Here is a 24210-nt window from a genome sequence, read left to right on the forward strand (position 1 = left end):
CGGCTTTTATTTTATGTGGTTTGGGTAGTTATGCCTGCCAACGACACCTACGGCCTACGCTGCTAGGCGCTGCGCGGCGGCGGGGTACATGGGCAGCACAGGAACCTCGGCGAAGGCCGGGGCGGCCGGGCGCGGGGCCCCGTCGTCGGCGTGGCGGCGCAGGGCACGCATGAGCAGGTACTTGTATTTTTCGGCGTCAGCCAAGGCTTGCTCCAGCGCTTGCAGGGCATCGCTGTAGGCCACCACGGGTTGCAGGTCGCGGCGCGGGCGGCGGGCTTCAAATACGTGCGGGGCGAGGTATTCGGCAGGTGCTTTCATGGCGGAGACGGATGAGTTTTGGCAGGAATTTCTGGTTGTCTTATTAACCAAAAAGACCGGCTTTTCATTCCCATCCAGGGGCCCCAGAACTAAATTATACTTGCTGGATATCAGCACTATAAATACATTTTTTTGGTCCAGATGCGGCCCGCGCTTAGCTACGTTATTTGCAGCACGATTTTGCCAAACTGGTGGCCGGCTTCCATGCGGCGCAGGGCGGCTTCGGCTTCAGCCAAGGGAAATATTTCGTCCACCACGGGCACGATTTGCTTCTCCTCTACCAAGGCCAGCAGGTCTTCGAAATCCTGCGCCGAGCCCATCGACGAGCCCAGGATGCTGAGCTGTTTCCAGAACACCTTGCCCGGGGGAATTTGCGGAATGTTGCCCAGCGTGCCGCCGTAAAACACGATGCGTCCACCGGGCGCGGCGGCGTCGAGCAGGGCCTCAAAGGCCGCCCCGGCGGCGCTGTCGATGATAACGTCGAAGGAGCCCCCGGCCTGTTTCACCAAGTCCTTCACCCAGTTAGCGGCGTTATAGTTGATGCCGCCGCGCAAGCCCAGGGCCGGTAGGCGGGCCAGCTTCTCGTCGCTGCCCGAGGTACCCCACACTTCGCAGCCGCGCGCCACACAAAGCTGCGCCGCCACGATGGCCACGCCCCCGCCGATACCGGTCACGAGCACCCGCTCGCCGAGCTGGGCCTGCGCCCGGCTGAAGGCCGCCCGGTAGGCGGTGAGGCCCGCCAGCGGCAGCGCCGCGCCCTGGGCCGCGCTGAGGTGCGCGGGCAGTGGCCGCACGTACTCGGCCGCCGCCACGGTGTACTCGGCAAACGTGCCGGGGTCGGGCATGCCGCGCACCACAAAATCTTTGGCCTGGGCGCGCTGCGCGGGGCCCCAGCGCAGGCCCGGGTAAATTATCACGCGGCTGCCTACGTCTGGGGCCCCCGCAGGCACGCCGGGGCCCCAGGCGGCTACCTCGCCGGCCCCGTCGGCCCCGAGCGTGCAGGGCAGTTCAATGCCAGCATACTGGCCCTGCTGAATCCAGACATCGCGGTGGTTGAGGGCGGCGGCGTGGAGCTTGATGAGAATTTCGCCGGGGCCGGGCACGGGCGTGGGCACGTCGCGCAGCACCACGGGCTGGTGCACGGCATCGAGTTGAATGGCTTTCATGGGAGGAGAAAGAATGAGAAAGCCGTTCAGAAAATCTGGAAATTCAAGGTTGAGCGACTTCTTGAACGGCTTTGAGAAGTAGAAACCTACGCGCAAACCGCAGCACCGGCCCGCCGTGGCAAAACTAGCGCGCCGCCACCGCGCCGCGGGGGCCCTCAGTGGCCGCCGCCGCTTACCAGCCGGGCTACGAAGAAGGCCGCGGCGGCGGCCGCCGCGCCCGTGGCGGCCATTTTGAGGGCCCCCAGCACCGGGGCCTGGCCGGTGAGGCGGCTTTTGAAGTACCCAAACACCAGCAGGCACACCAGCGTGATGACGCCCGACCACAGCAGCCCGGCCTGGGGCGTAGCGGTGAGAAAATAGGCGCTGAGCGGAATCAAGCCGCCCACGGCGTAGGCCCCGGCAATGGTGACGGCGCTTTTAGGGGCCTGCTTGGGGTCGGGCTCCTCCAGGCCCAGCTCGTACTTCATCATGAACCTCACCCATTGCTGCGAATCAGCGGTTAATTCTTTGACGGCCAAGGCCTGGGTGGCGGGGCTCAGGCCCATTTCAGCCAATAGCTCCTGCACTTCGCGGCGCTCCACGTCGGGCACGGTGCGCACTTCTTCGTGCTCGCGGGCCACCTCGGCGCTGTAGTGGTCTACCTCGGTGCGGCCGGCCAGGTAGCCGCCCAGGCCCATGGCAATGGAGCCGGCCACGATTTCAGCCAGCCCGGCCGTGATGATGAGCCCCGACGACTGCACCGCCCCGCTCAGGCCGGCGGCCAGGGCAAAGGGCACCGTCAGGCCGTCGGATAGGCCAATTACAATGTCCTGCAACATGGCCGAGCTGGTCAGGTGGTGTTCGGCGTGCATAACGGGGGGCATAGGGGGTGGGCGTACGGTGAGAAATACAACTGGGCGGCGGTGTGCTCCTGAGTTGCCGGGGCCCCGGCGGGGCTTTTACGGCGCAAGCGGCGCGGGTGGTTGCCCGGGCCGCTTGCGCTGCTGTAACAGGCCGGCGGGCCAAATGGCGGATTAGAAAAAGACAAAAATAAATTACCGTACTCCAGCTACTTTTTAACGTGTGTGGCACCTTCTTTGAACCCTCCATTTTTATCCAGAAAAAATCAAGATTTGTAACTAAATAGTGCTTTATAAAAGTTTTTAAATACAAAGCATATGACTATTTTTAAAGAACGCAACAAGTAAGATTATTTCTATCTAACTCAACATTTATAATTAACTATTTACTATGTAAATTATAGTAGTTCAAGCAAATATTAAGTTTCCACGCGTCCCGCCCGGATTATAATTTCATGTTTTAAACCACTTGTTTTAGAACAATATCAACGTGGGTTAAACGCTTAGCGACTCGCCTTGGACGCTCTTTTACACCTGCGCGAGCCCGACACAGGGTTTTGTTTTAAAATAGTGCTAATCCTTGACGGGGTAGCCACAGTTGCCTTTCCACGTAAAGCGAAATTTACCCTTTCGCTCTATCCGAGTTGTATGAACGCATTTATTCCTACGCCGCGTTTTTTACCGGTTGAACAGCGCAAATTTGGAGCGGGTTGGGGGCGCGGCCGGCGGGCCCCTGGCCGCGCCGGGCTTCTTTGTTTTGGCCTGTTTTGGCTGGTGGTGGGGGCCCAGGCCCAGCCGGCTACGCCCCCGGTGGGTACGCCGGGCCTGACGGCGGATTATTACCGCGGCTACTTCTACGACGCGCTGGGCTTTTTCACGGCCAATGCCCCCGCCGTCAGCAATCGCCCGGTGGAACAGTTGAACTTTGCGGAGGCTGAAACCGACAACTTTGGCGTGGGGCCGGTGGCCACGTACCACAGCCCGGGCAACCCCGACGAGTTCAGCGGCCGCTTCCAGGGGCAGCTGTACGTGACGACGGCAGGGCCCCATACGTTTTACCTGGGCTCGGACGACGCGGCGTACCTCTTTCTCGACGATAACCCACAGCCGGTGGCTTCTAATCAGGGCGATACATTTCCGTTCCGCGAAACGCCAGGCAGTTATACCCTGGCCGCCGGCCTGCACACCCTGCGGGTACTGTACGGCGAGCACGGTGGCAGCCAGGGCCTGGTGTTACAGTACGACGGGCCGGGCATGCCGAAGCAGCTGGTGCCCAACGGCGTGCTCTACAGCCAGCCCCAGGGGCCCATCCGGCCAGTGCTCACGCAGTTTGAGGCGGTGGCCCACAACCAGCAGGTGGACTTGAGCTGGGCTACCACGGCCGAGGAGAACAGCGTGGCCTTCGTGGTACAAAAATCGACGGATGGCGTGGTGTTCACGGAGCTGCTGCGCCAGCCCGGCGCGGCACCGGGGCCCAATAGCTACGCAGCGGTGGACCCAAATCCGGCCAATGGCCGGAATTACTACCGCCTCCAGCAGCTCCGCAGCGACCGGCCGCCAGTGTATTCCCCCATTAAGGCGGTAGAAATTGTGCCCGTGCCGTACGTGGTGAGCGTGTACCCGGTGCCCAACAACGGCAATTTCTTCATTCAAGTACAGCCGGCGGCCATCCAATCGGGCACGCTGGAATTGCAGGACATCACCGGCCGCCGCATGTACCGGCAGCGCCTTGAGCTGCGCAACGGCGCGGCGCAGCAGGTGCGGCCCAACCTGGCCACGGGCATGTACATCCTGTACTTCACCACCGAGGCGGGCACGCTGGTGCAAAAAATGCTTTTGGGCGGCTAGAAAGCTGTTTTGACTAACTCCTTTTGGTAGTCCATTTAATGTAATGCTTTCATTTTGCAATTATATTCATCGCGAAGTTGAAAGAGAAAAAAGGGGATAAACTTGCATCGTGGATTTGACCTTGACTGATTCAGCGCGGGTCTTGTTGCGGCAAGCGCAAAGCACCTGCCGGGGCCAGGCGGGGTACGTGCCGGTGACGGTGTTGCTCATGCTCGACCACGGGCGCCCGGCGGCGGCCATCGCGCAGGACCTGGGCCTGGACGTGAGCAGCGTCTACCGCTACGCCCAGACGTACCGTTTGCAGGGTCTGAGGGGTTATCTGGCCGCCGAGCAACCGGGCACCGGGGCTTGCTGAGCAGCATCCAACGCGCGGGCCTGTGCCGCGAGCTGGGCCAGACGCGCTATACCGATTACCGGGCCACTGCCGCCTGGCTGGCCGTCACCTACGAGGTGCACTACTCGGTTTCGGGCCTGACGGACCTGCTCCCCCGGGTGGGCTACTCCTACAAATTGACCGCGGCCGTGCCCTGCCTGGCCGATGCGGCCAAGCAAACAGCCTTTCTGACCGACACGCTGGCCCCGCTACTGGCCCAGGCCGAGGCCGGGGAGGCGGTAGTCTATTTTGCCGATGCGGCTCATCCCACCCACAATACCCGCGCCACCCACGTGTGGACCGAAACGGGCAAAGAGCGGCCCCTGCTCACGGTCAGCGGCCGCGAGCGGGTCAACCTGAACGCCGCTCTCAACGCCCACTGCCCCACCCAGGTCCACCGCGATGAGACCGACTGCGTCAACGCTCAAAGTACTCAGCGGCGCTACGAAAAATTGCTGGCCGCCCACCCCGAAGGCCCGATTCGCGTCATCTGTAACAACGCCCGCTACTACAAAAATAAGGCGCTGAACGCCTGGCTGGACAAAAAACGCCTCGTGCAGGTCTTCCTGCCCACCTATTCACCCAATTTGAACCTGATGGAGCGCCTGTGGAAGTTTCTACGCCAGAAGATTATCAACACCGCGTTCTACCGGACCAAGGGCCAGTTCAAAACGGCTGTCCTCGATTTCTTTGACCGGCTCCCCGAGTTTGGTAAGGAACTCGCGTCCCGCATGAGCCTCAAATTTCATGTCCTCGATTCGCAAAGCAATTCGTGACGGGTATAGCAGTGGCTGGGCGGGTAATTTGCCGCAGAATGTTCAAGTCATTGCGTGCTAGACTCGTGGCCCGGTAGCCGTGTTTTTTGTGAGCAATGGGCGTGCGCCGGTCGGCGGCCTGGCCTACCCCCAAGCAAAAGGCGTAAGCGAGCGTGACCAGCGCCAGGAGCTTGCGCAGCTTGTGACGACAGCGCAAGTAGCTGTTTTCCAGTTGAAAGCCGCGCCCTTTCGGATTTTGAAAGCACTGCTCAATGGTCCAGCGCCGGGCGTAGAGTTGCCCCAGGTCGAGCAAGCCGGCGGTGCCAAAGAGAAAAAGGAAGTCGCCCCCGACCAGGGCTTTGACCCAGACCTGTCCCCAGATGCCGTCGACCTACCGCTGGACAAAGTGGCGCACCTGCCCGACGGCCAGGCCCAGGTCGGCAATGGCCTGGCGCTGGTCGTGGGCATCGGGCAGCAGGTGATACCGGGGCAGGCGCATAACAAAGTTTAGTCCGTTGTTTTGAGCTACTTAAACCAGAAATGGCCTACAAATTCGCGGTTGCCCAGCACGACGCCAATGCGCTCGCGGCCCAGTACGGCCAGGCAGACTTCGAGCACGGCGATGCGCTGGGCGGCACTGGAATTACCGCTGCGGTTGTCGGGCAACTCCCAGTAGAGCGATACCTGAAACGCACCCTGGCCCATGGTCACCAACAAAATATTCACTTGGCACTGGCCGAAATTCCATTCGGTGCGGTCCAGGCACAGGCGAAGCTTGCCCTGGATGGGTAAGAGGCTGACCAACAAATAGGCCAGCATTTAGATAGTCTAAGTCAACTTCCCGGAAGAAGTCCTGAATCCGGGTTTCATTCGAGGCCGGCTTGACCGCATCGTTCAAGTGCTGGGCAACCTCACAAAACTGCACGTTACGGCGCTTTATCAAGCTGACAACAAAGTGCGCGATGAATTTTTGCCGCGCCAGATTCCGCACCAGGGGTACGTGCTGTAAAACGGTCGTATATTTTGGCAATGAGGCCTTGCTTCACGGGGCAGAACGGTCTTTTTGGTGTAAGAACCCCAAAGGTCGGTCTGCCTCGTTTTTATGCTCCTGATTTTAGTAGGGTAGAGTAGACCGCCGCTAGTCGGTTATCGCCCAAAGCGAAGGGTGGCGCAACTGGCTAGGTGTATAGTCCCAGGGGATGGGAAAGGGGACTTTTGTCGTAGCTTTCAGGCAAATCTATGGGAAAAGTACCACACGGCTGCGCCACCACAACGCCGGCAACCCGGCGCCTTATCCAGCAAAGTACAGAAGGCGTACAAACGCTAGCCAAGCGCCTGGGCCTGACCCAGGGCACCGTGCGCAAGTGGCGGCGGCGTACCAGTACGGAAGAGGCTGTGCGCGGCCCCAAACCGGCCTCCACCGTGCTCACTCCCGTGGAAGAGGCGGCTATCGTGCTCTTCCGCCAGCACACGCTGCTGCCACTCGATGACTGCCTCTGTGCCTTGCAGGAGACGCTTCCGCACCTGAGCCGCTCGGCCCTGCACCGCTGCTTCCAACGCCACGGCATCAGCCGCTTACCCCCAGCCGACGAGCCGGCAGCCGGGGCGGGCAAGGCGCTGTTTAAGGCCTACGAGCTGGGCTACCTGCACGTGGATTTTGCCGAAGTCCAGACCGAAGAAGGCAAGCAGTATTTGTTTGTGGCCATTGATCGCACCAGCAAGCTGGCCTTCGCTGAGTTACAGCCACAGGCCACGCAGGCCATCGCCACGGACTTTTTGCGCCGGGTCTTGCCGCAGATTCCCTACAAGGTGCATAAGCTATTGACAGACAACGGTATTCAATTCTGAAACTTGCCGCATCATACGAAAGTTGGTCGCCATCCGTTCGGCCAGCTCTGCGACGAGTGGGGCATCGAGCAGCGCTTTACCAAGCCCGCTCACCCCTGGACCAATGGGCAGGTGGAGCGGATGAACCGGACGGTGAAGGAAGCCACGATTAAGCAGTTTCACTACGAGACGAGCGCGCAGTTGGCCAGTCACTTACAAGCCTTTTTGCTGGCTTACAACTACGCCAAGCGGCTCAAGCGCTTGAAGGGCCTGACCCCGCACGAATTTATCTGTGCGGAATGGCGAAAAAATCCTACTATCTTTCATCGCGACCCAACCAAAAAACCCCTTCCCCATACACCGGGACCATACAGCTAGGGGATGGCTCTCATCGTTGGGTACGGCTACTCAAGGTAGCCAGCCAGCGGCTGACGCCGACTACCCCACACTTTTTGATGCTCTCCGACTACTACCGCCCCGATGGCCTGCTGTCCCGCGAAGCCGTGGCCCATACCGACGGCACCCCCGCCGAAAACCGCTTCTACCGCTACGCCTTCTACTAGCCACCCACCCGACCCCGAAACGCGAAGGGCCTGGCTTAGAGAAGCCGGGCCCTTAGCAGTCAGTATTTTATCCGGTCTACTTCAGCACTTCGGTAAGCTTGGCTTCCAGGGCGGGGCCGCGCAGGTTTTTGGCGATGATGACGCCGTTGGGGTCGAGCAAAAACGACTGCGGAATGGCCGTAACGCCGTAGGCCGCGGCGGCTACACTCTGCCAGTAGGCCAAGTCCGACACGTGGTTGGGCCAGAGCAGGCCGTCGGCGGCAATGGCTTTGGTCCAGCGGCCCTTCTCCTGGTCCAGCGACACAGAGTAGATAGTGAAGCCTTTACCCTTGTCCTTGAACGTGTTGTAAGCCTTCACCACGTTGGGGTTTTCCTGGCGGCAGGGCCCACACCAGCTCGCCCAGAAATCGACGAGCACGTACTTGCCGCGCAGGCTGCTGAGGGCCAGCTTGGGGCCCGCGGGCGTGGGCAGGTTGATGTCGGGGGCCTTGGCGCCAGTAGCGGTGATGCGCATGGGCTCCAGCCGAGCCGTCAGCTCCTTGGTGAAGGGCGAGTTGGGGTTGGCCTTACGCTGCACGGCGGCAATGGAATCGGCAAACTGGAAGTTGTCCTCGGGGTTCAGGAAGGCCCCGGCGGCAAAGCCCGTGGCCACAGCCGTTGGGTAGCGGCGCAGCACGCCTTTCACGCGGGCGGTCGTGCGCTCCTGCACCGTGGCGGCCTCGGCCTCAATAGCTTGGGCGGCGGCGGCGTTGTTGGCCGAAGCGGCCGCCGTGTAGCGGGCTTTGAGGCCTTCCATCTGCGTTTTAGTGCCTTCCATCACCTGCGTTAATTCGCGCAGCACCTCGGCGTCGGGGTTGCCCTGCACGGTGTAGGTGGCAGGCAGGCGCTGGGCGTCGCCGGTCAGGGCCACGCGGGTTTTGTCGTCGAGCACCAGCAGCACCTGGTTGGCGTCGTTAATTTTCAGTTGGTACAGGCCCGCCGTGGGGGCCATGCCCTTGAAGGTGAACTTGCCCGCGGCGTCGGTTTTGGTCGAGGCGCGCTCCACAAACTGGTTAGATTGCAGCTCGGCCAGGTGCAGCTCGGTGCCGGCCGGGGCGTTCTTCAGCTGGCCGGTAATTTCGTAGCCCGCCGCCGCCGAGGCGGGCTGACAGGCGTTGGCCCCGCCCAGTACGGCGGCGGCCAGCAACGTGGTTTTGATCATCAGGTAACGCATGAAGGTTAGTTAGCAGTTTTCAGTTAATAATTAACTGTATGGTCCCGGGAAGTCGTGGTGTAGATTTGGATTCTGAGTTTCGTGCAAATTTATGGAACAAGTGCTTCATGGCAGCGCCCGTACGACCCCGGCCGTTCTTCAAGCCATCCAGACCAGTTCGGAAAGCCTCGCCATCCTGGCCGCCCGCTACGGCGTAGACCCCAAAACAGTCGCCAAGTGGCGCGGCCGCGCTACCACCCAGGATGCACCGATGGGACCTAAATACCCGGTTTCCAACGTCTTGACACCGTTGAAAGAGGCCGTCGCCTTCCGTCGGCACAAGCTGCTACCGCTCGATATGAGGTGGTCGGGTAATTGTGGACAGAATAGGGTCTTATCTTTCGATTGTCATGAAAGACAGCCCCCCACCTACCAAACGCCGGCGCTATGATGCCGCCTTCCGGGCCGAAGCCTTGCGCCTGGCTAGTGAAAGCCGCTCGCCCCAGGCCGCTGCGCGCGCCCTGAATAGCGACCCCAAACGAATCTATAAGTGGCAAAAGGAAGCGCTCACACCGGTGGCCGCTGCTCGTGGCGCAGAACTTGACCCCGCCGCGGCCACTGAACTGCGCCAACTGCGGGCCGCCAATCGGCGGCAGGCCCAGGAGCTGGAAATTTAAAAAAAAGCCATCGTCCTCTTCTCGCAGACACTGGACCAAGGAGTCGTTACCGCTTTATCGAGGCGCAACGGGGCCAGTACCCCGTGCGCCTGCGCTGCCAATTAGTGCAGGTACCTGCCAGCGGCTACTATGCTTGGCAACAAGCTCAGCAGCAAGCAGTCGCTAAGCCAGAGCCGGCTTGGGAGACGGCACTAGTCAAGGTGTTTGGGGTCCACAAACGCCGCTACGGCACCCGCCGGCTGCGGGTGGCCCTGCGCCAACAGGGCTATCGGGTGGGCTGCCAGCGCCTGCGCACGGCCATGCGCCGACAGGGGCTGCACGCGCTGCAACCCAAGGCCTACACCCCGCGCACCACCGACTCCACCCACGGCCTGCGCTGCGCGCCGAACCGGCTGCTTGACCAGCCCAAACCCACCCAGGCCAACCGGGTCTGGGTCAGTGACATTACCTATTTGCCCCTGGCTAACGGCGACTGGGCGTACCTGTGCGCGTACCAGGATATGGCCAGCAAGCAGGTGCTGGGCTGGCAGGTGAGTGCCTCCATGCCGGAGAAGCTCATTACCAGGGCCTTGCAGCGCGCTTTCTGGGCGCAACCCGCGACGCCCGGCCTACTCGTCCACTCCGACCGGGGGGGGCAGTACTGCGGCAACGCCTACGGGCAGTTGCGCCACGACCACCAAGCCGTGCGCTCGCAAAGCTGGCGCGGCGATTGCTACGACAATGCCCAGGCAGAAAGCTTGTGGTCGCGCCTCAAAACGGAGGTGCTCGAACTGCGCGAACGGCCCGTTTTTGCCGACCTGGCCGACGCCCAGGCCAGCGTGGCCACCTATTTTGACTACTACAATTACGAGCGTTTACACTCCAGTATCGGCTATCAACTGCCCTATCACACTCATCAACAGCTTCTTCAACTCAATGCCCTAAACTGCCCAGCGTAATCGGACCACCTCAAACCAGTCCGAAACCAGGTTGTGGGTATCGGGCCAGTAGGGGCGTAGCACGAGCTGGAGGAGGACGAGGGGCAACGCGAACACCAGCACGTTACCAGGCCGGCTCAGCCACTGGCTCAGGCGGGCGAGGATGGCCTGAGCGGCAGGCTTGCGCAGTTGGAGAAGATGGGCAGGCTGAGCAGCAAGAACGGCAGCAGGTAGGCAATGAACCAGAGGTGATTCCAGGTGAAATTACCCCTCGGCGCGGCACCATTGAAATAGTGGGGGTAGAAGTCGAGCAAGGAGGTGTAGATGGCCCCTTCCGACAGGCGTTGGTAGTAGACCTGTAGCACGACGATGACCATGCCGAAAATCAGGGGCAGCAGGCGTTGTACCCGCTTGCCGGCAAACTGGCCGGTGGTGCGCTGGCCCAGCGCATAGGTGACGCTAACCCCGGAAATTACAAACAGCAACGGCATACGCCACTGGTTAAGAAACTCCATAGGCAGCGCCAGCGCGGGGCTGCTGGTGTGGCTCATGATGTAGAATTTCCAGCCCACGAACACCATGCCGGTATAGTAGAGGATAAGCAGCGTGAAGGCCAATACCCGCCCAGTCGAGGTCGTAGCGGCGGGCGGTGGGGAGCGGGAGGACAGGGGTTGGGCTCATGGCCGATGGGGAAGTAGGTGAATCGATGCTCAAACCTACTGGTGGCCCTCCCAAACTACGGTACGCCTCGTAAACCCGGCGTAGTACCTTTTTGGCCGCTAGCCGCTTAATGGCGGAAAAGCTCGCGGTTAGTCGCTAAAAGCGTTCATACCAGCCAAACCATCGCTGAATAGTCGACTCTTTATTCGCTTGAAGATAAGTTAAGTAGGCCTGTGCCACGGGCGAGAGTTGTTTGGCTTTGTGCCAGGTGAGCATCCACGAGGTTTGTAGGGGCAACCCACGGATCGGGATAATCTGCAAATCGTTATTGAGTAATTCGTTCCGAATGCCAATCAGGGGCATAATGGAATAGCCTAAACCGGCCAATAGTGCCTGCTTGACGGCTTCGTTCGAGGTCAGTTCCAACCGCTTGCGCACCACCAATTGATGATCGGCAATAAACGTTTCCATCATCGAACGGGTCCCCGAACCTGCTTCCCGGTAAATGAGCGGGAGCGTTTCGAGCAACCGGGGGTCTTTATCCGTATGTTCAGCCTGATCTAACCTTCGACCAATCAGGTACAGTTTATTCGGCATTAGGTCCAGATAATTTAGATTGAACTGCCCGGGCAAAATGGACACCAGCGCAAAATCGACCTCATTGTTAGCCAGGCTATCCACCACTTTCTGCCGGTTGGTCACATCCATCGCCAGCTCGATGGCCTTGTGGGCTTGCATAAAACCCGACAAAAAGTAGGGCATTACGTATTTACCCGTCGAAACCACGGATAGGGTCAACTTTCCGTAAAGCAATCCCTTGTGCGCCAGCGTTCGGTCATTGATGGCGTGGGCTTCGTAGAGAATCTTCTCGGCAGCCTGGGCAATTTCCCGACCAAAATCGGTCAGGTAAAGGCGTCGACTGATTATTTCCGTCAATGGAATATCGAACTGGTCCTGAAAGTTTTTCAACTGGATAGACACCGCCGGTTGGGTTAGGTGTAAGGCTTCGGCAGCCTTGGTGACGCTCTGTAGGTGCGCTACTTTGGCGAAAACGTCAAGCTGGTGTAGCGTATAGTTCATAAAAACTAGTTATGATATGTATCAAATATATAAATAAAAATTTATAAGCGCCGCCACTCCCCTTGTTGGAGTACCCGGACTCAATCGCGGGACGTGCTAACTATATTCGGCGCAATGGCAGGGCTGGGGGCCATGCCAAATACCAATGCCAGGGCTGCGGGCACCAAGCCCGCTTTACCCCCGCCGCTGTGGCCAAAGCGGTGCAGTATGCGCAGGTTGACGAACTGCTGAGCGAGCGCAACTCGCAGCGCAGCATCGCCCGGATTAAAATTGGGCGGTGATCCAAAGCGTGGTGAGCAGGCGCTCTCGTCGCCCGCCAAAAAGGGCTTTAACTGCTTGCTGGCACATCTTTTACCGCAGGAGCCAAATAATGCCATCACCACGGTTTGGACCACCGCCTAAAATTGTAATTAACCGGTACAATACCACCTTGAATTAGACCACCGCCCTTTTTTGTATCCGGCTAATGACTAACCGAAACCGGAAAAGTGGAATTATCAACCGATCACCTCCTGCCAGCATTCGTCGCCAGTTAAGCAAAAGGCTTTGTTTTCCAGCGGATCGAGGGCGACTAGATGCACCCACTGGTTAAAAAACAGTTTCTGTAAGATGGGTTGCCGCCCAATAACCAGGTCGAGGGCTGCACGGGGAGCGACCACTACGGTTAGCAGGCGTTGCGGGGTGTGGTAAGCCTGATCGTCGGCGCTTGAAACGGACTGCACCGGCAGACCGTGCATCAAATCACTGGCGTTTCCCTGCATCACCCCCAGCTTCCCGGCCACATTGTGCGTTATCTTGCTACCACTACCGTAGGCAACGGGGTCAAGCGTGGAGAACAGGTACTGTGTATTAATCCACTGTGCCACTACCATCGGTGCCGTCAGAATCGTTTCCAGGTGGCTGTGGGTGTGGTCGGCCCGCCAGTCGTAGGAGTGTAGAAAACAGCGGCCCTCCAGGTCGAGGGCCTGCGTCAACCGGCGGGCCCCAACAATAAAGGCGGCATTGCGGGCCAATCCCCATTCCGGGCGAGCTTCGGCCCAGTCGCTGCTACGTCGCTCGGTGGCACTTACGGGATTACGTTCTTTTTCCAGTTCGCCAAAGGTCTCACAGCGGGCCGCGCTGTTGGCGGTTCTGACGCTGGCCAGGGCCCGCCGAAGCGGGTCGATGAGGGGCTGGTGAAGACTTGCCAACTGCGGGGTTTCGTACAGCACCATTTCATCGGTCGTGGTGTTGTGTTCGGCGGCCATAAACAGCGTGTCGGCCGGAATGTGGATTCCTTGCCCGGCCAGCGTTTGCCGGACAAACGGTGCATTTAGCATCAAGGCCAGTAGCTGGGCGTTGGTGCCGCCGTGGTTACCCCCGCAGGCCCCGCAATCGAGCGCAGAACGGTATGGGTTGTTTTGGGTGGTGCTGCCATGCCCGCAGAAGATGACCAATTTCCCGAAGTTGTCGGTGAGGCCCATGAGCCGCAAGGCCCCTTCGGCATACTGCGCCTGCTCGGTTGGGCTAATGCCGGTGTTACCAGGTGCCCCCGTCAAGTCAGGCTCGGTAGGCAGGCCGGGCCGGATGGCTTCGTTCAGCGCATGTCGGGTGCGGACGCTTCGCGTAGGGGTCAGCGTCCGTCCCAGCATCAGCAGACCACAGGCCGCCCCGAGCGTTTCGACCAGGGCAAAGGGCGTTACAAAGTTGTATTTGAGGGTGTTGTACATCGACTTTATCGTTTGCAATGCCCGGTTGCCCCGCCAGAAGCGGGCCAAATCGACCGGACGATTGGAAACGAGTTTCTGGTAGATGTCATGGCTTGGTTTGAGTAGTACCGGGCAACTGTCGTACACGGCTCCGTCGGCAGGCTCGTGCACCCGCACGGGCAAACCAAAAAATCCGGCAAACCCCAGCGTTTCGTAGTTACCCAAGGTCTCCAGTCGGCGACGGAATGGCTCCGACCGGACATCGATGCAGAAAGCCAATTGCGCGTCGGGCCGCGGCGGCGTGGCTACGAGCTGGTTGAGGTGCGGCAATACCTGCCCGAGCAAGGTTTGTTGATAGGTTGCCTCGTCCTGTTTTAGTTTGGCCAGGGTAGCAGCCACCCGCCCATCCGCCACGGTCAACGTGGCCAGGTGGTGGATGGCCGTGGGCCAGAGCAGGCAGGTAATCACCAGGCGCACCGCCAGAAACTCCAGCACGGTGATGGGGTTTACCGGGTTGGCAACCGGTTGTTGCCAGCAATCCCGCCAGTGAACGTAACCTGCCCAGCCGGGCAATTGGGTCAGCGCGTGGGTCAGAAACTGGTGCTGGTCGGCGGCGGGCACGGCCAATTTTTCCAGACAGCGTACTATTGCCTCTTCCGGCTCATCCGGCAGGGCCGACAGCCAGTTCTGGTGCGCTACGTTGCCTTGGTGCAGTTGATTATCAAATAGCGCTAATCGTTTCCAGGCGCCATAAAAACCCAGGCTTCGGTTGGGCATCAGCAGGGTGGCCTGCCCTTCGTCCAGAAAAGCGAGGCACCATTTGATGAGCTGCCGGTTGACGGCTTCGGCTTCGGGCCGGGTATCGCAGCCCTGAAACAGCCTGGCGGCCTGGGCAACGGCTTCGTCGAAGGGCAGGTTTTCCAATCCCTGGAGCGGGTTGCAGGCAATAAACGTTTTCAGGGGCCATACCGGCGAGAGAATCCGGGCCGCCTGCTCGACTTGTTCACGAATCAGGGTGGGGGTGCTGACCTGCGGGGGGGACTTAAACGGGGCTTCCATTCGGGGTGCGTACGGGGGAGGTATCGATGGTTAGTAGTGGTAGCTGTTTCGGGTGGGCGTGGTGGTGCGCGGATGGGGCTGGCTGCCGTTGAGCGCCCTAACATAGAGCCTTTGCCAGACACGGGATGTTTGCCCGGTAACCGGCAGTTTCAGGGGGATAGGGAGCCAGGTGAGGGAAAATACCCCAAAAACGATTAGATGCAGGGCCGTCAGCGGCTGGGGAGACCAGATAGCCAGGGGGGTGAGCAACGATTCGATCGTCCGCACGCTGAGACCATACAGCGCGCCCGCCAGTAGCGTCAACGCAATGGCGGGAATAATCCGGCTGGTCAGCGAACCCGATTGCAGGACGGTGTAGGCTGTCTGGGTAGCCGCGATGAACGCAAAACCGGTTAGTAGCAGTGTCGTATCAGCAACGGCAACAGCGAGGTGGCTCATGGTCGCAAAGCTGTAGGCACCAGCCAAGCCGCAACAGCCGGCCAGCAGCCAAACAGGCCAACCACCCGACTGGACCGGGGTCGGTTTCCGGTTTCCCTCCACCGCCGAGCCCGTATTGAGGAATAGAAACGCTTTGAACAGGCCATGCCAGCAAATGTGGGCGATGGCCGCCGGAAACAGGCCCAGGCCACACTGCATAAACATAAAACCCATCTGTCCAATCGTCGAGCAGGCCAGCATCCGTTTTATGTCGTTCTGAATCAGTTTCCAGGCCGTGCCGGTCACGGCGGTCAGGCCGCCCACGACCAGCAGCACTTGGAGCAATTCGGGCCGCGCCAGATAGAGTGGAGCAAAGCGGGCGAGCAGCAGGCCACCCCCGCTGACAAGTCCGGCGTGCATTAGGGCCGACACCGGCGTGGGTGAATTGAGGGAGCTGATGAGCCACCGCTGGAAGGGCCATTGGGCCGACTGGGTCATGGCTCCGATAATAATGAGCAGCAGGGCCACCGTGACCGGCCACGACGAAGCGGCCGTCAACTCAATCTGCACCAGTTGGTGCAGGTATACAGTACCGCTTACCTGCCACAGCAGGGCCACCGCCACCGATAAGCACAAAAAGCCGGCTACAAACGTCTTCATGGCTAACTTCCCTGACTCGACGGATGCTTTCCAAGTGCTCTTGTGAACAATCAGCCGCACCAGCAGCCCGTTACTCAGCCCCCAACCCACCAGCAGTAGCAACAGATGGTCGGCCGTAACCAGCAGCAGCGCACTGGCCGTCACCAACGAAAGATTAACATAGTAGCGGTGGTAGGCTCGGTCGCCAGCCATGTAGCGCAGCGAAAACTGATGGATAATGCCACTGACCAGCAACACAAGCGTGGCCATCAGCCAGGCAAGCGCGTCGCCCTGAAACCCGGCTACGTTGACCCTGCCCGGATTCAGCGTGGTATCGATCAGGGCCAACACGGCCAGCAGTCCGCCCGACCAGACAGCGGCAGTAGTCAGCCGCGCACCCCGAATCGGCTCTGTTCTGAAAAATAACTCGTTTACAATGGCCCCCGCCAGCGGCAGGCCGATAATGAGGATGTAGGGAAGTATTGATAGAAAGAGAAAATGCATATAGGCACTGATGAGGTATGTTTTTGGGCTGATTGCCGAAAAACGTGGCGCAAAAGTGCAGGCAAATAAGTATTAATGAAAATTTATATAGTTTATGGTTAACATAAATAATTTTTATGAAGTACAGCTCTCACCAACTACGGCCCTGGTTAAAAGTTTGGGTCGTGTGTTAGGGGTGTAGATAGTTAAATAGGACTTACGCACTCGGCTACGCAAGTGCTTGAATGAGCGGTTTTTGGAGCAAGTGCCGCAGGTAGGGTGCCCATTGCTGTTGGTGTGCTTGGTAAATACTTTGCCCCATCCGGCGGGCGTGTTGGTGGAGCGACACCCACGCCAAATAGCAACAAGTCAAATGGTTGCGCTGTACCGTGGCCTTGCGGCACTGGCATTTCTCCGATCCGGTCAGTTGCTTGAAGCTGCGGTGAAACTTCTCTATCTGTCAGCGTAGCTGCACGGCCTCAATGACTATTTCACGGGTCAGGTACGCGGCCAAGTGGTTGGTCATGACCCATTCCATGTCGCCGTTTGTGGCCACTAGCTTGAAGCGCTTTACCCCAAAGGGCACTTCTTTTAGGCGTACTTCCACGCCCTGGCTCCACCCGTGGGGCGGCGGTTCGCGCGTATCAAGGCCTTGGTAGCCACTTTCCTTGGCCCGGCTCACCAACCGGTTGCTTTTCAGGGTTGTGAAAAATGTCCAACCCGCGCGGTGGATGCGCTTCAAATTCGTGCTGCCCGCGTACCAGGAATCGAATAAAATCGTGCGGGCCAGCAGCTTGTCTTCGGCCACTACCTGGTCAAATATGGCTAGGAAATGGTCGTTTTTCGTCTGTCCGTCGGCATCGGGCGCGTATACGCAGTAGTCCAGGGGCAGAAAATCACCGGCCTCGCCGCTGCTGTGCACGAGGTTGACCAGCCCGATGCCCGTGACCATGCCGTGCGCGTTGCCCGCGTACTGGCGCTTGGCCACGGCGATGAAGCGGCCATAACGCTTGTCTTGCACGCTGTCGTCCACGAGCAAAAAGGCCGCGGGGGAGTCGCGGAGCAAGGGCAGAACCAGCTCGCGCAACTAGTTGACCGGTAGCTTGCTCGTACGCAAAAACCGATTCACCTGGTCGTGGCTCACGTCGGGCAAATGGGCCGTCAGATGCGTACAGGTGTAGTTCGTAGGCGTACTGAGCAGGTACTCGATGTAAGTGGTTTGAGTGAGCATAAGCGTACGTTTTTGCCTAAATTACCTCAAAGTGCGTAAGTCCTATTAAAAGAAGAAATGGAAGATGAATAAGGTAATCAGGCCGTCGTGAAAGAATTGTTTTTTAGAGAAGCAATTCTTCCGGCGCGTCAGTCGTTTGAGACGGGTGCGCAAGGGCAAGTGCTTGCGTTCCAGCCGTTGCCTGGGGGCCTTGCCTGTTTGGCGCTGCTCGGCGGGCAAACAGGCAAGGCCCCCAGGCATCGGTAAACCAGGTTTCCACGGCCCAGCCGGCCGCTGCCAGCACGGCCAATAACCGCCGAAACGTGGCGTGGGTACGCCGCCCAAACACAAACGCCACGACTTGCCCTCTCGCCGCATCTTCTACCCACCAGAGCCAGCGCTGCTGCTTTTTGTCGCGTACAACCGACCACCTCTCGTCGGCATACTGCCCCAAGTTAGCTCCCGGCTCCGGCGCGTAAGTGGGATGGCACGGGGGGCAGTGCCTTCCGGCTTCAATCTTTTTTTTAGCTCGCCCATCCCGGTTTGAGGACGGATGCCCAACACCCTGGCTGTATCCCGTATCCCGCTGCCATTCCGGGCCATGTCCATGATTTTAGCCCGCACGCCCACCGCATGCACTTTATGGCGGTAGCGTAGTTGAAAGGTGCGGCGGCAGGCCGTGCAGCGGTAGCGCTGGGTGCCATCGGTGGCTTTGCCGTGCCGATAGACGGCATCCGGTTGCTGACAGGACGGGCAGAGAACGGGTTCTAAAACCATCCCAAAAGATATGCCCTCTCTACATACTCAACACACGACCGCCTAGCGTAACATCCAGGTGCCAGTGGAACTTGTTTTCGATGGCCCAGTGGTAGCGTATGGCGGCTGTGGCCTGGGCGGGCTTAAGGGTGGCGCGGCTGCTCGGGTAATAGCGCACAGCCTGCGGCTGGGGCGGTTCGTCTGCGGAATAGCGGGTGGTTTCGACCCGGTCCAGGGCGGCCAGCCCCGGCCAGCGGCTTTGCTCATCGACCCAGCGTAAGTCGGTTTGCACGCCGACGTGCGTGCAGAGCGGGGTGTTGTGGGAGGCCAGACTCCAGGATTCGAGCGTCTGCCGGGCGGACACCTGGGCCAGGGCGCGTTCGGCTGCGGCCAACAGTGTAGCCTGATTGCCCTGGAGGGCCAGCCGGTGATCGCCGCCTTGGTGGCTGATTTGGGCCGCAATGACCGGCTGACACCTGAGCGCATCGAAACTGACGAGGCAGCCGCGCACGTAGAGCAGGGTCGGCACATCGGGGCTGGCGGGCCCGTTTCTGTCCTTTGCCCGCCGTGGCTACCTGGGCCAGGCTCAAGCCCTAGGTGTATGGTCCCGGTGTATGGGGAAGGGGTTTTTTGGTTGGGTCGCGATGAAAGATAGTAGGATTTTTTCGCCATTCCGCACAGATAAATTCGTGCGGGGTCAGGCCCTTCAAGCGCTTGAGCCGCTTGGCGTAGTTGTAAGCCAGCAAAAAGGCTTGTAAGTGACTGGCCAACTGCGCGCTCGTCTCGTAGTGAAACTGCTTAATCGTGGCTTCCTTCACCGTCCGGTTCATCCGCTCCACCTGCCCATTGGTCCAGGGGTGAGCGGGCTTGGTAAAGCGCTGCTCGATGCCCCACTCGTCGCAGAGCTGGCCGAACGGATGGCGACCAACTTTCGTATGATGCGGCAAGTTTCAGAATTGAATACCGTTGTCTGTCAATAGCTTATGCACCTTGTAGGGAATCTGCGGCAAGACCCGGCGCAAAAAGTCCGTGGCGATGGCCTGCGTGGCCTGTGGCTGTAACTCAGCGAAGGCCAGCTTGCTGGTGCGGTCAATGGCCACAAACAAATACTGCTTGCCTTCTTCCGTCTGGACTTCGGCAAAATCCACGTGCAGGTAGCCCAGCTCGTAGGCCTTAAACAGCGCCTTACCCGCCCCAGCTGCCGGCTCGTCGGCCGGGGGTAAGCGGCTGATGCCGTGGCGTTGGAAGCAGCGGTGCAGGGCCGAGCGGCTCAGGTGCGGAAGCGTCTCCTGCAAGGCATAGAGGCAGTCATCGAGTGGCAGCAGCGTGTGCTGGCGGAAGAGCACGATAGCCGCCTCTTCCACGGGAGTGAGCACGGTGGAGGCCGGTTTGGGGCCGCGCACAGCCTCTTCCGTACTGGTACGCCGCCGCCACTTGCGCACGGTGCCCTGGGTCAAGCCCAGGCGCTTGGCTAGCGTTTGTACGCCTTCTGTACTTTGCTGGATAAGGCGCCGAGTTGCCGGCGTTGTGGTGGCGCAGCCGTGTGGTACTTTTCCCATAGAGTTGCCTGAAAGCTACGACAAAAGTCCCCTTTCCCATCCCCTGGGACTATACACCTAGCCAGTTGCGCCACGGTCGGGACCAGGTGCAAGGCCCGCGGGCCGGCGCCGCGCAGTGTTTTGCCATCGATGCAGACCTGACCGATTTGGTCGGCTGGTAGCAACTGCCGCGTCCAAGCCTTGAAAGACCCGTCGAAAGGTATCGTCGGACGGAATGCCGTTGTCCAGGCAGCGGTAGCGCCGGAAGACGGCCTCTTTCTACTGGCCAAACTAGGCGATTTCCTCAAAATCATCGGCCCCACTCATCACGGCTATGATGCTGATAACAAGTATGTTTAGTAATTTATGGCGAAAGTTTTGGTAGTGGTCTATTGAAGAGTGAGGTTATAATTATCAATTACATAGGACTTACGCAAAAAGTGTAACTTGAAAGGAAAAGCCATGAAAGTGACGGCACAACTGTACGGGCAGTTTTTGGTGAGCAGCCAGGTCAACTACACGGGGACGTATCTGGCCGAGCATCTGGAGGGCCTCTCGCACGACAACGTGCGCTATTTTCTCAAAACCCGGCGTTTCACCCCCCGCCAGCTCTGGCAGCAAGTACGCCCACAGGTGATGCTCAGCGCGCGGGGCTACGTCCTGTTTGACGACACGGTGCTCGACAAGCACCACAGCCGGCGCATCGAACTCGTACGCCGCCAGTACAGCGGCAACGCCCACGGCGTGATTGCCGGCATCGGCCTGGTGACGTGTGTGTACGTCAACCCCGAAACCGACCAGTTCTGGCTCATTGACTACCGCCTTTTCGCCCCCGACACCGACGGCAAGACCAAGCTCGACCATGTGGCCGACATGCTCGGGCAATTGGCCCCGCGCAGTATCCCATACCGCACGGTGCTCATGGATAGCTGGTACGCCACCACGGCCCTGTTCAAGTGGCTGCTGGACGAAGGCAAAACATTTTACTGCCCGCTGAAAAGCAACCGGCTCGTCGATGATTCCGGCGGCCAGCAGCCCTACCAGCCCGTGGCCTGCCTGTGCTGGTCGGCCGCCGAAGTAGAAGCTGGCAAAATCCTGAAAGTGAAGGGCATGCCCAAAGATTGCAAACTGAAACTCTTCCGCGTACTGGTGTCCACCCACCGGACGGACTACCTCCTCACCAACGAGGTTGAGCCCTTGCACACGGCCGCTGCCGAACACGAAAGCAGCGTCCGCTGGACGATTGAGCAGTTTCACCGCGAACTCAAGCAACTCACCGGCGTGCAGGCCTGCCAGTGCCGGCTGGCCCGCAGTCAGCGCAATCATATTGCCCTGGCCGTGCGCGCTTGGACCTGCCTTAAACAAGCCGCCTACCAAACCAAACAAACCGTCTATCAGCTCAAACAAGGCTTTTTGGATGAGTATATGCGACATGAATTACGCCAGCCTTCGCTCGCGTTTGCGTAAGTCCTATATTAGCCTGGCGATGGTCATCCGCGCCACGCCGGTGGCGCGCACGATGCTACGCTGGGAATTCCGTTCGGTGAGCAAGGCTTCGACCTGGGCGTACTGCGCCGCTTTGGCGAGCGCCGCCGGCACAAACCGCGCTTGGTACCCGCACGCTTTGCACTGGTATTTGGGCTGGCCGCCCTGCGTGCCGTTGCGGCGGATGTGTTCGCTGCCGTAGCGGGCACACAAATGTTGCGTATAAACCATGCCCTAATTTACTGCTTCACTCTCCAATAGACCACCGCCAAAGTTTTTATTCTGCCGACGAAAGCCCGGTACGTCGGCTAAGCAGGTGGGTAGTGACATCAAACCAATGACGTGAGCCGCAAATTTACCCCGATGCACATAGTGCGGTTAGTCTGGGGGAAGGAGGGCAAATACGGCTAAATGGTCGGGGCAACCCTACCTTTGCGCCGTTGATTGGTGTGCATTCGCTTGCGAATGCCCTTAAAAGGGAATCCGGTGTAAATCCGGAGCAGTTCCCGCTGCTGTAAGTTCAGCCCCGCACCTGAGAATAGATGTCACTGTAGCGCCGGCTATGGGAAGGCCTCAGTTGTTGAACGAGCCAGAAGACCTGCCAGTCAGCATTACCTCCACCTTGCTTTCGGGAGAAAAGCTGTGGGTTACCAGTTTAGTACCGCAGAGACTGCTGGTTGCTCGTTCCTTTTGCCCGGTGGCGGGCCAGCTTCCTAATCGGGCTGGCTTAGTTGCTACTGCTCATGGCAAAAGACCTTTCCACCGTTCAGCGCATTGCCTTTATCTGCAATGGCGACTCTTGCCTGAAAAAAGGGGCGGCGGATACGACCACGCACATTCGGGCGGCCATTGTGCAGGCAGGGGCCAAGGGCCAGCTGCACACGGTCCGGACCCAGTGCACTGACCAGTGCCTGCACGGCCCGGTGGTCTTCATTCATCCCGAGGGCACTTGGTACCAGCACCTCACGGCCGACAAGGCAGCGGCGTTGGTAGCGGACCATCTACTGGCCGGGGAGCTACTGGCGGAATCGGTTTTGTATCAGGGTTGACCAGCGACACGGCGCGCACTTATGTCTTCTATTTCCCCCCTTCCCTTGCTTTCCCAATCAGCCCATCAGCCCATCAGCGTGCTGGGCGGCGGCTGGCTGGGCCTTCCCCTGGCCCAGTACCTGCAAGTGCATGGTTATGAGATGTGCGTTTCCCGCACCAGTGCCGCTGGCGTATCGGAAGTGAGCCGGTTGGGGTTGAACGCTTTTGCCATCGAGCTGGCAGCAGGAAACGCCTTGTCTGACAGCCCTTTCTGGCACGCGCCGACGCTCCTTATTACGGTGCCGCCCCAACCGGGCAAACCCAAGGACGAGCAGCTGGCGCAATTCGAGCGACTCATCGAGCGGGCGCGGGCCAGCGGGGTGCGGCAGGTACTGTACATCAGCTCCACTTCAGTTTACGGTGATAATGAGCAACTTGCTACCGAGGATATTGCGCCGGCACCGACTAAGCCGGGCGGCATGGTGGTGTATCAACTCGAACAGCTACTCCAGCGGGAACCGGCGTTCCGCACCACGGTGCTGCGGTTTGGCGGGTTAATCGGCTACGACCGGCTGCCGGATAGTGCGGCGGCCATCGAGCGCCGCCGCCGGGCCATCGATACGCCCATGAATGTGATTCACCGCGACGACTGCGTGCGCATCATCCACGAAATCGTACGCCAGCAGGCCTGGGGGGAGGTATTTAATGCCAGTGCCGACGCTCATCCCACGCGGCGGGCTTACTACGCCGCGGCGGCCCGAGCCCGGGACTTTACGCTGCCCGATATGGGACCCGTCCAGCCGCAACCCCACAAAGTAGTAAGCTCCGAGAAACTAAAAGCCCGGCTGAATTACCAGTTTCTATTTCCCAACCCGTTAGCCATTTTTGAGCAACCCGCGCGTGACATCCTCTAACGATACCTCTGCGCCCCTGGTAAGCATTGTCGGAGCCGGGCCCGGAGCCGCCGACTTGCTCACGGTGCGGGCCCTGCGCCGGTTGGGGCAGGCCGATGTGGTGCTCTACGACAACCTCGTTTCGGCGGAGGTAATGGCCCTGTGTGCCCCTGACGCCACGCTCATTTATTCGGGCAAAAAATACGGCGACCACGTAGACCCCCGGCAGCGGCAGCAGGAAATAAACGAAGCAATGGTGGCGTATGCCCGGCAGGGCAAGCGCGTGGTTCGACTGAAGTCCGGCGACCCCTTCATCTTCGGGCGGGCAGCGGAGGAAATCCGGTATCTGACGGCGCAGCAGGTGCCCTACGAGGTAGTGCCGGGGCTCACGGCGGGCCTGGCGGCGGCCAGCCTGGTGCACATCCCGGTTACCGAGCGCAACCACAGCAACGCGGTGCTGCTGTGCACGGCGCACACGGCCAATTACGATTTTGAGCAGCTCGACGCGCTGGCCAACATGCTGCGCACGGGCACCACCCTGGTGATGTACATGGGCCTGAGCAATATGCCGCAGGTAGTGGCAAAGCTGCAAGCGGCGGTCGGTCCGGACGCGGTCTACGTATCGGCCATCTCACACGTGTCGGGTTCGCAGCAAAGACTGGTGACGGCCCTGCTGCCGGATATTGAGGCGGCGCTGGCCCAGGCCGCCCTGCCCATGCCGGTGGTGTTCATCATCGGTAAGTACGCCTGCTCGCTCGATGAGGCGGCGGCCCACCTTCATTCTTTAAGCTAACTAAC

Annotated in this window: 25 protein-coding genes, 5 pseudogenes and 1 riboswitch; of the genes and pseudogenes, 13 read left to right on the top strand and 17 right to left on the bottom strand. The window is 59.8% G+C overall.

Translation table 11 applies throughout. The features are described from left to right. Window positions 1–54: 54 nt before the first annotated feature. The 3 genes from DDQ68_RS09505 to DDQ68_RS09515 all read right to left on the bottom strand — a co-directional run bounded on the left by DDQ68_RS09505 (window position 55) and on the right by DDQ68_RS09515 (window position 2335). Entirely contained in the window at window positions 55–318 is a 264-nt protein-coding gene (locus DDQ68_RS09505; protein ID WP_109656080.1) for a hypothetical protein, read from the bottom strand. Between the two features lie 158 nt (window positions 319–476). After that, on the bottom strand, window positions 477–1484 hold the full coding sequence (locus tag DDQ68_RS09510; RefSeq protein WP_109658384.1) for a zinc-binding dehydrogenase: 1008 nt from the start codon (window positions 1482–1484) through the stop codon (window positions 477–479). A 155-nt stretch (window positions 1485–1639) separates the two neighbouring features. Next, window positions 1640–2335, bottom strand: coding sequence for a VIT1/CCC1 transporter family protein (locus tag DDQ68_RS09515; RefSeq protein ID WP_245897394.1), 696 nt, complete (start codon window positions 2333–2335; stop codon window positions 1640–1642). A gap of 636 nt (window positions 2336–2971) precedes the next feature. Here DDQ68_RS09515 and DDQ68_RS09520 point away from each other — a divergent pair. The 3 genes from DDQ68_RS09520 to DDQ68_RS09530 all read left to right on the top strand — a co-directional run bounded on the left by DDQ68_RS09520 (window position 2972) and on the right by DDQ68_RS09530 (window position 5320). Next, window positions 2972–4171 carry a T9SS type A sorting domain-containing protein gene (locus tag DDQ68_RS09520; RefSeq protein WP_109656082.1) on the top strand — a complete coding sequence of 400 codons (1200 nt, stop codon included), beginning with the start codon at window positions 2972–2974 and terminating at the stop codon, window positions 4169–4171. Window positions 4172–4280: 109 nt separating this feature from the next. Then, window positions 4281–4526, top strand: a complete 246-nt coding sequence (locus DDQ68_RS09525) for a helix-turn-helix domain-containing protein (RefSeq protein ID WP_162549986.1) — start codon at window positions 4281–4283, stop codon at window positions 4524–4526. Continuing rightward, the gene (locus DDQ68_RS09530) at window positions 4520–5320 is read left to right on the top strand and encodes an IS630 family transposase (protein WP_109656084.1); all 801 of its coding nucleotides are present in this window, start codon (window positions 4520–4522) and stop codon (window positions 5318–5320) included. Before DDQ68_RS09525 ends, DDQ68_RS09530 begins: the two co-directional genes overlap by 7 nt. Here DDQ68_RS09530 and DDQ68_RS24730 read toward each other — a convergent pair. Continuing rightward, window positions 5283–5612, bottom strand: a complete 330-nt coding sequence (locus DDQ68_RS24730) for a transposase (RefSeq protein ID WP_162549987.1) — start codon at window positions 5610–5612, stop codon at window positions 5283–5285. The two genes, DDQ68_RS09530 and DDQ68_RS24730, sit on opposite strands and share 38 nt — an antisense overlap. Here DDQ68_RS24730 and DDQ68_RS22765 point away from each other — a divergent pair. Further along, window positions 5556–5810, top strand: a complete 255-nt coding sequence (locus DDQ68_RS22765) for a hypothetical protein (RefSeq protein ID WP_162549648.1) — start codon at window positions 5556–5558, stop codon at window positions 5808–5810. The two genes, DDQ68_RS24730 and DDQ68_RS22765, sit on opposite strands and share 57 nt — an antisense overlap. A gap of 14 nt (window positions 5811–5824) precedes the next feature. On the opposite strand, the gene DDQ68_RS09540 is transcribed toward DDQ68_RS22765, so the two are convergent. Beyond that, the gene (locus DDQ68_RS09540; protein WP_109656086.1) at window positions 5825–6118 is read right to left on the bottom strand and encodes a hypothetical protein; all 294 of its coding nucleotides are present in this window, start codon (window positions 6116–6118) and stop codon (window positions 5825–5827) included. A 420-nt stretch (window positions 6119–6538) separates the two neighbouring features. On the opposite strand from DDQ68_RS09540, the pseudogene DDQ68_RS09545 reads away from it, so the two are divergent. Next, window positions 6539–7504, top strand: a pseudogene (locus DDQ68_RS09545) (IS481 family transposase). A gap of 261 nt (window positions 7505–7765) precedes the next feature. On the opposite strand, the gene DDQ68_RS09550 reads toward DDQ68_RS09545, so the two are convergent. Continuing rightward, window positions 7766–8902: a TlpA disulfide reductase family protein gene (locus tag DDQ68_RS09550; protein WP_109656087.1), complete on the bottom strand. Its 1137-nt coding sequence runs from the start codon at window positions 8900–8902 to the stop codon at window positions 7766–7768. Window positions 8903–8993: 91 nt separating this feature from the next. Here DDQ68_RS09550 and DDQ68_RS23845 point away from each other — a divergent pair. From DDQ68_RS23845 to DDQ68_RS09560, 3 genes and pseudogenes are all read left to right on the top strand, one after another. Continuing rightward, window positions 8994–9239: pseudogene (locus DDQ68_RS23845) on the top strand (IS481 family transposase); the annotation flags it as partial. A gap of 52 nt (window positions 9240–9291) precedes the next feature. Then, window positions 9292–9558, top strand: coding sequence for a transposase (locus DDQ68_RS09555; protein WP_109656088.1), 267 nt, complete (start codon window positions 9292–9294; stop codon window positions 9556–9558). A 56-nt stretch (window positions 9559–9614) separates the two neighbouring features. Continuing rightward, on the top strand, window positions 9615–10496 hold the full coding sequence (locus DDQ68_RS09560) for an IS3 family transposase (RefSeq protein WP_245897434.1): 882 nt from the start codon (window positions 9615–9617) through the stop codon (window positions 10494–10496). A gap of 128 nt (window positions 10497–10624) precedes the next feature. Here the strand turns inward: DDQ68_RS09560 and DDQ68_RS09565 are convergent, their stop codons facing one another. The 10 genes and pseudogenes from DDQ68_RS09565 to DDQ68_RS09615 all read right to left on the bottom strand — a co-directional run bounded on the left by DDQ68_RS09565 (window position 10625) and on the right by DDQ68_RS09615 (window position 20026). After that, window positions 10625–11092 (bottom strand): acyltransferase family protein, encoded by a 468-nt coding sequence (locus DDQ68_RS09565; RefSeq protein WP_109656090.1) that lies wholly within the window; start codon window positions 11090–11092, stop codon window positions 10625–10627. Between the two features lie 199 nt (window positions 11093–11291). After that, window positions 11292–12215 (bottom strand): LysR family transcriptional regulator, encoded by a 924-nt coding sequence (locus DDQ68_RS09570; RefSeq protein WP_109656091.1) that lies wholly within the window; start codon window positions 12213–12215, stop codon window positions 11292–11294. 497 nt (window positions 12216–12712) lie between these two features. Next, window positions 12713–14962, bottom strand: a complete 2250-nt coding sequence (locus DDQ68_RS09580; protein ID WP_109656093.1) for a DUF2309 domain-containing protein — start codon at window positions 14960–14962, stop codon at window positions 12713–12715. 30 nt (window positions 14963–14992) lie between these two features. Beyond that, window positions 14993–16522 carry a proton-conducting transporter transmembrane domain-containing protein gene (locus DDQ68_RS09585; RefSeq protein WP_170121921.1) on the bottom strand — a complete coding sequence of 510 codons (1530 nt, stop codon included), beginning with the start codon at window positions 16520–16522 and terminating at the stop codon, window positions 14993–14995. Between the two features lie 208 nt (window positions 16523–16730). Then, a pseudogene (locus DDQ68_RS24965) lies at window positions 16731–17732 on the bottom strand (IS701 family transposase). Window positions 17733–17777: 45 nt separating this feature from the next. Continuing rightward, on the bottom strand, window positions 17778–17972 hold the full coding sequence (locus DDQ68_RS24735; RefSeq protein WP_109656094.1) for an IS1 family transposase: 195 nt from the start codon (window positions 17970–17972) through the stop codon (window positions 17778–17780). Between the two features lie 49 nt (window positions 17973–18021). Beyond that, window positions 18022–18093, bottom strand: a pseudogene (locus DDQ68_RS24740) (hypothetical protein); the annotation flags it as partial. Then, window positions 18093–18488 carry an IS1 family transposase gene (locus tag DDQ68_RS24745; protein WP_109656096.1) on the bottom strand — a complete coding sequence of 132 codons (396 nt, stop codon included), beginning with the start codon at window positions 18486–18488 and terminating at the stop codon, window positions 18093–18095. The gene DDQ68_RS24745 and the pseudogene DDQ68_RS24740, both read right to left, overlap by 1 nt. Window positions 18489–18507: 19 nt before the next feature. Then, window positions 18508–18996, bottom strand: coding sequence for an ISAs1 family transposase (locus DDQ68_RS09610; protein WP_109656097.1), 489 nt, complete (start codon window positions 18994–18996; stop codon window positions 18508–18510). 64 nt (window positions 18997–19060) lie between these two features. After that, window positions 19061–20026: pseudogene (locus DDQ68_RS09615) on the bottom strand (IS481 family transposase). Window positions 20027–20206: 180 nt separating this feature from the next. Here DDQ68_RS09615 and DDQ68_RS22775 point away from each other — a divergent pair. Both DDQ68_RS22775 and DDQ68_RS09620 read left to right on the top strand, forming a co-directional pair. Then, a complete protein-coding gene (locus DDQ68_RS22775; protein WP_162549991.1) occupies window positions 20207–20365 on the top strand; it encodes a hypothetical protein in 159 nt (52 codons plus the stop codon). Window positions 20366–20467: 102 nt separating this feature from the next. Then, entirely contained in the window at window positions 20468–21472 is a 1005-nt protein-coding gene (locus DDQ68_RS09620; RefSeq protein ID WP_109654788.1) for an IS701 family transposase, read from the top strand. Window positions 21473–21475: 3 nt separating this feature from the next. Here the strand turns inward: DDQ68_RS09620 and DDQ68_RS09625 are convergent, their stop codons facing one another. Next, a complete protein-coding gene (locus tag DDQ68_RS09625; protein WP_162549992.1) occupies window positions 21476–21721 on the bottom strand; it encodes a transposase-like zinc-binding domain-containing protein in 246 nt (81 codons plus the stop codon). Window positions 21722–21918: 197 nt separating this feature from the next. After that, window positions 21919–22110: riboswitch (cobalamin riboswitch) on the top strand. Between the two features lie 123 nt (window positions 22111–22233). Here DDQ68_RS09625 and DDQ68_RS09630 point away from each other — a divergent pair. The 3 genes from DDQ68_RS09630 to cobA are packed head-to-tail and all read left to right on the top strand — an operon-like array spanning window position 22234 to window position 24205. Then, window positions 22234–22539 (top strand): (2Fe-2S) ferredoxin domain-containing protein, encoded by a 306-nt coding sequence (locus DDQ68_RS09630; RefSeq protein ID WP_109656099.1) that lies wholly within the window; start codon window positions 22234–22236, stop codon window positions 22537–22539. Between the two features lie 45 nt (window positions 22540–22584). Continuing rightward, window positions 22585–23433, top strand: a complete 849-nt coding sequence (locus tag DDQ68_RS09635; protein ID WP_162549993.1) for an NAD-dependent epimerase/dehydratase family protein — start codon at window positions 22585–22587, stop codon at window positions 23431–23433. Next, window positions 23420–24205 (top strand): uroporphyrinogen-III C-methyltransferase, encoded by a 786-nt coding sequence (gene cobA / locus DDQ68_RS09640; protein ID WP_211320258.1) that lies wholly within the window; start codon window positions 23420–23422, stop codon window positions 24203–24205. The genes DDQ68_RS09635 and cobA overlap by 14 nt, the downstream gene beginning before the upstream one ends. The last annotated feature ends 5 nt before the right edge of the window (window positions 24206–24210 follow it).

Source organism: Hymenobacter nivis, assembly GCF_003149515.1.
Lineage (GTDB): Bacteria > Bacteroidota > Bacteroidia > Cytophagales > Hymenobacteraceae > Hymenobacter > Hymenobacter nivis.